The sequence below is a fragment of the Stenotrophomonas sp. STEN029 genome, assembly GCF_056760015.1.
Genome location: NZ_JBRREC010000149.1, coordinates 1 through 5,780 on the forward strand (window position 1 = coordinate 1; position 5,780 = coordinate 5,780).

4 protein-coding genes are annotated in these 5,780 nt (G+C 66.9%); 2 read left to right on the top strand and 2 right to left on the bottom strand.

Features of this window, described 5'->3' with window-relative positions; translation table 11 throughout:
• Positions 1-58: 58 nt before the first annotated feature.
• Both ACVOLI_RS20005 and ACVOLI_RS20010 read right to left on the bottom strand, forming a co-directional pair.
• The gene (locus tag ACVOLI_RS20005; protein ID WP_282272688.1) at positions 59-784 is read right to left on the bottom strand and encodes a glutamine amidotransferase; all 726 of its coding nucleotides are present in this window, start codon (positions 782-784) and stop codon (positions 59-61) included.
• A complete protein-coding gene (locus tag ACVOLI_RS20010) occupies positions 781-2,553 on the bottom strand; it encodes a GspE/PulE family protein (RefSeq protein ID WP_481615721.1) in 1,773 nt (590 codons plus the stop codon). The genes ACVOLI_RS20005 and ACVOLI_RS20010 overlap by 4 nt, the downstream gene beginning before the upstream one ends.
• A gap of 122 nt (positions 2,554-2,675) precedes the next feature.
• On the opposite strand from ACVOLI_RS20010, the gene glyQ reads away from it, so the two are divergent.
• Together glyQ and glyS are read left to right on the top strand one after the other, a co-directional pair.
• A complete protein-coding gene (glyQ, locus tag ACVOLI_RS20015) occupies positions 2,676-3,587 on the top strand; it encodes a glycine--tRNA ligase subunit alpha (protein WP_293711779.1) in 912 nt (303 codons plus the stop codon).
• Positions 3,584-5,656, top strand: coding sequence for a glycine--tRNA ligase subunit beta (glyS, locus tag ACVOLI_RS20020; protein ID WP_481615720.1), 2,073 nt, complete (start codon positions 3,584-3,586; stop codon positions 5,654-5,656). The genes glyQ and glyS overlap by 4 nt, the downstream gene beginning before the upstream one ends.
• Positions 5,657-5,780 lie beyond the last annotated feature (124 nt).

Below are 5,780 nucleotides of genomic sequence, written 5' to 3' on the forward strand. Positions count from 1 at the left end.
GTAAAGCCCCTGCCGAGCATCGCTCGGCACTACAGGGGTTGGGTGCAGCCAAACAGGTTCAATGCGTCTCGCGGCGGACGTGGCGCACGAAGCGGCGCAGCAGTTGCCGGGCCAGCGGCGCGGCGCTGACCTCGCGGGCGACGCTGCGGGCGCAGCCGCCGTGGCGGGCGATGCAGTCGGCGCGGGCGCGCACATAGCCGCGCATATGGTGGGTGGCGAATTCCGGGTGGAACTGCAGGCCCCAGGCCTGTTCGCCCCAGCGGAAGGCGTGGCAGTTGTCCTGCACCGAGCGGGCCAGCACGGTGGCGCCTTCGGGCGCGCGCAATACCGTCTGCAGGTGGGTGGCGTGGGCCGGGAAGCTGGCCGGCAGGCCGGCGAACAGTGGATCGGCCGAAGCCGGGGCTTCCAGCTCCAGCTGGATGGTGCCGGACTCGCGTCCGGCCGGGTTGTAGGCCACTTCGCCGCCCAAGGCATGCGCCAGCAGCTGGTGGCCGTAGCAGATGCCGAGCAGCGGCATGCCGGCGTGGGCGGCGTCGCGCAGCCAGTCGGCGCTGCGTTCACTCCAATCGGCGCGATCGGTGACGAAGGCGGCCGAGCCGGTGACGATGGTGGCGGCGAAATCGCTACGTTCGGGCAGCTGCTCGCCGTGCTCGACGTTGACCACCACGGTGTCGGCTTCTTCCAGCCCGGCGGCGACGCGGATCCAGTGCGGGAAACGCCCATAGCGACGCAGGGTCGGGAACGGTTGCCCGGTTTCAACGATCAAGAACGGCTGGGACTTCATTCCGGCGGCGGCAGTACTGACAGGACTTCCTCGATTGTAGTCAGCCCTGCTGCCACCTTTTCAAGCCCGGTGCGGCGCAGGGTGCGCAGTCCGTCGGCGGTCGCGGCCTTGCTGAATCCGGCCAGATCCATGTCGCGGGTGATCAGGGCGCGCAGTCGCGAACCCAGTGGTAGCAGCTCATACAGGCCGATCCGGCCCATGTAACCGGTGCGTCGGCACTCCAGGCAACCGACCGGCGCATATGCCGTGACCACATCTGGTAATGCTTCATGGGCATGACGTAGTGGCGCCCAGTCGCTGTCGCTCAAGCTGTCCGGCGCCTTGCAATGCGGGCACAGGGTACGCACCAGTCGCTGCGCCAGCACGCCGTTGACGGTGGAGGCGATCAGGTAATGCGGCACACCCAGGTCGAGCAGGCGGGTGATCGCCGAGGGCGCGTCGTTGGTGTGCAAGGTGGACAGCACCAGGTGGCCGGTCAGCGAAGCCTGCACCGCCATCTGCGCGGTTTCCAGGTCGCGGATTTCGCCGATCATGATGATGTCCGGGTCCTGCCGCAGCAGGGTGCGCACGCCGGAGGCGAAGTCCAGGTCGATATTGGCCTGCACCTGCATCTGGTTGAACTCCGGCGCGATCATTTCGATCGGGTCTTCCACCGTGCAAACGTTCACGTCCGGCGTGGCCAGGCGCTTGAGCGTGGAGTACAGGGTGGTGGTCTTGCCGGAGCCGGTCGGGCCGGTGACCAGCACGATGCCGTGCGGGCGCGCCACCAACTCGTTCCAGCCGGCAGCTTCTTCCGGGCTGAAGCCCAGCTGCTCGATGCTCTTGAACGCCGAGTCCGGGTCGAAGATACGCATCACGCACTTCTCGCCGAAGGCGGTGGGCATGGTCGACAGGCGCATTTCCACCTCGCGCCCACCCGGCGAGCGGGTCTTGATGCGGCCGTCCTGCGGGCGCCTGCGCTCGGCCAGGTCCATGCGCCCCAGCACCTTGACCCGGCTGATCACCGCGGTCATCACCGACGGCGGCAGTTCGAACACCTTGTGCAGCACGCCGTCGATGCGGAAGCGCACCCGGCCCTTGTCGCGGCGCGGCTCCATGTGGATGTCGCTGGCACGCTGCTCGTAGGCGTACTGCAGCAACCAGTCGACGATGCTGACCACATGGTGGTCGTCGGCGTTGACGTCACCGGCGCTGCCAAGTTCCACCAACTGCTCGAAACTGGGCGGGGTGATGCCGTTGCTGCTGTCACGGGCGTCGCTGCGCGCGCCGCGCACCGAGCGCGTCACGCCGAAGAACTCCATCGAGTAACGGTGCAGGTCCAGCGGATTGACCAGCACCATGTCGATGCGGCGGCGGGTCAGGTGCTGCAGGTCCGGCACCCAGTCGCGTGCCATCGGCTCGCTGGTGGCCACCAGCACGCGCTCGCTGTCCAGGCCCAGCGGCAGGATGCGGTGGCGGCGCGCATAGGCATGGGAGACCACGGCGGTGGCGCCGGACACGTCCACGCGGGTCGGATCGATACGCAAATAACGGGTATGGGTGCGTGCGGCCAGCCATTCGGTCAGGCGCTCCAGGCCGAGCTCGCCGGCTCCGGTGGCGGCTGCCAGTTTCAGGTTGGCCAGCAGTACCAGCGGGTGCACTTCACTGGCATTGCGCGCGCCCTGGGCAGAGAAACGGATCCGCTCCTGGTCGTGCGCGGCCACCAGCCCATCGGCCAGCAGGGCGCTGGCGATATTGGAAAACTGCAGCCTTCCCGGGGCGATAGCCACCTGCGGTGACGGTGCCTGAGTGCCTTCCAGAGCCGCGTTCTCCACCCCAAACCCCTTGCTGGCGCGGCCATCGCGCGGTCGGTCGCTATACTAACGCACCCCTTACGTACGGCTCAGGCAGCATGTCCGCGACTCCCCCCGTTTCGATTACCTTCCAGGGACTGATCCAGACCCTCAATGATTTCTGGGCGAAACAGGGCTGTGTCTTGATCCAGCCGCTGGACCTGGAGGTCGGTGCCGGCACCTTCCATCCGGCCACCTTCCTGCGCTCGATCGGCCCGGAAAGCTGGAATGCCGCCTACGTGCAGCCCTCGCGCCGCCCCACCGACGGCCGCTACGGCGAGAACCCCAACCGCCTGCAGCGCTACTACCAGTACCAGGTGGCGATGAAGCCGAGCCCGGACAACATCCAGCAGCTCTACCTGGATTCGCTCAAGGCGCTGGGCATCGACCCGCTGGTGCATGACCTGCGCTTCGTCGAGGACAACTGGGAATCGCCGACCCTGGGCGCCTGGGGCCTGGGCTGGGAAATCTGGCTCAACGGCATGGAAGTCACCCAGTTCACCTACTTCCAGCAGGCCGGTGGCCTGGAGTGCAAGCCGGTGCTGGGCGAAATCACCTATGGCCTGGAGCGGCTCTGCATGTACCTGCAGAACTGCGACAACGTCTACGACCTGATCTGGACCTACGGTCCGGACGGCACCCCGGTCACCTATGGCGATGTCTACCACCAGAACGAGGTGGAGCAGAGCACCTACAACTTCGAGTACGCCGACGTGGAAGAAATGTTCCATCGCTTCGACGCCTGCGAGAAGGAAGCACAGAAGCTGGTGGAAGCCGGCCTGCCGCTCCCGGCCTATGAACAGGTCTGCAAGGCCTCGCATTCGTTCAACCTGCTCGACGCACGCCGCGCCATCTCGGTGACCGAGCGCCAGCGTTACATCCTGCGTGTGCGCGCGCTGGCCCAGGCGGTGGCCAAGCTGTACGAGGCCAAGCGCCTCGAAGCCGTGGCAGCGAAGGAGGTGCAGGCATGAGCATGCAGCCGCTGCTGATCGAACTGGGCGTGGAAGAGCTGCCGGTCAAGGCGCTGCCGGGTCTGGCGCAGGCCTTCTTCGATGGCGTGATCGATGGCCTGGCCAAGCGTGGCGTGGCTTTCGAGCGTGGCGATGCCAAGCCGCTGTCGACCCCGCGTCGCCTGGCCGTGCTGTTGCCCGGCGTGGAGACCGAACAGCCCGAGCAGCATTCGGAAGTATTCGGCCCGTACCTGAACATCGCGCTGGACGCCAATGGCGAGCCGACCAAGGCGTTGCAGGGCTTTGCCGCCAAGGCCGGCATCGACTGGACCGCGCTGGAGCGCACCAGCGATGCCAAGGGCGAGCGTTTCGTGCTGCGTTCGGTGACCCCGGGCGCGCAGACCGCCAGCCTGCTGCCGGAGATCCTGCGCGAAGCCATCGCCGCCATGCCCATCCCCAAGCCGATGCGCTGGGGCAGCCACGAATACGCCTTCGCCCGTCCGGTGCATTGGCTGGTGCTGCTGCACGGCAACGACATCGTGCCGGCCGAGCTGCTGGGCCTGACGTCCGACCGCTTCAGCCGTGGCCATCGTTTCATGGCCGACAAGCAGGTGTGGCTGAGCAACCCGGCCGACTATGTCGAATCGCTGAAGGCCGCCAACGTGCTGGTCGACGCCGACGCGCGCCGCGAGCGCATCGTCGCCGAGGTCAATGCCGCTGCCGCACAGGCTGGCGGTGTGGCCCGCATCACCGACGACAACCTGGAGCAGGTGGTCAACCTGGTCGAATGGCCGGCGGCGGTGCTGTGCAGTTTCGAGCGCGAATTCCTGGCCGTGCCGCAGGAAGCGTTGATCGAGACCATGGAGATCAACCAGAAGTTCTTCCCGGTGCTCGATGCCGGCGGCAAGCTGACCGAGAAGTTCATCGGTATCGCCAACATCGAATCCAGGGACGTGGCCGAGGTTTCCAAGGGCTACGAGCGCGTCATCCGCCCGCGCTTCTCCGATGCCAAGTTCTTCTTCGACGAAGACCTCAAGCAGGGTCTGGTGGCAATGGGCGAGGGCCTGAAGACCGTCACCTACCAGGCCAAGCTGGGCAGCGTCGCCGACAAGGTGCAGCGGGTCAGCGCGCTGGCGCAGATCATCGCGCCGCAGGTCGGTGCCGATCCGGTGCAGGCCAAGCGTGCCGCCGAGCTGGCCAAGAACGACCTGCAGTCGCGCATGGTCAACGAGTTTCCTGAATTGCAGGGCATCGCCGGCCGTCATTACGCCGTTGCCGGTGGCGAATCGCCGTCGGTGGCGCTGGCCATCGACGAGAGCTACCAGCCGCGCTTCGCCGCCGATGACATCGCACTGTCGCCGCTGGGCAAGGTGCTGGCCATTGCCGAGCGCCTGGACACGCTGGCTGGCGGTTTTGCCGCTGGCCTGAAGCCGACCGGCAATAAGGATCCGTTCGCGCTGCGTCGTAATGCGCTGGGCTTGGCCCGCAGCATCATCGAGTCGGGTTTTGATCTGGATCTGCCGGCGTTGCTGGCTTCGGCCAATGCGGGCCTTGCCGAGCGCAATGTGCAGGCCGATGCGGGCGAGCTCTACGACTTCATCATCGACCGCCTGAAGGGCTATTACGCCGACAAGGGCGTGCCGGCCACCCACTTCAATGCAGTCGCCGAACTGCGCGTGGCCTCGCTGTACGACTTCGACCGCCGCATCGATGCCATCGGCACCTTTGCCCAGCTACCGGAAGCCGAAGCGTTGGCTGCAGCCAACAAGCGCATCCGCAACATCCTGCGCAAGGCCGACGGTGCCATCCCGGCCATGATCGACCCGGCGCTGCTGCGCGAGCCGGCCGAGAGCGAACTGGCCGAAGCCGTCACCGCTGCCATCGACGACACCGGCACCGCGCTGGCGCACAAGGACTACGTGGCCGTGCTCGGCCGCCTGGCCCGCCTGCGCCCGCAGGTCGATGCGTTCTTCGACGCGGTGATGGTGAATGCCGATGACCTTGCCCTGCGCGGCAACCGGCTGGCGCTGCTGCGTACGCTGGGTGACCGCCTCGGCAGCGTGGCCGCGATCGAACACCTGTCCAGCTGATAAGCCTTGGGCACCTGACCGCAACAGGCCCGCGCAAGCGGGCCTGTTGCGTTGTGGGGCCGGCAACCGGTAGTGCCGAGCCGTGCTCGGCAAGGGCTGTACCGGTAATGCCCTTGCCGAGCAC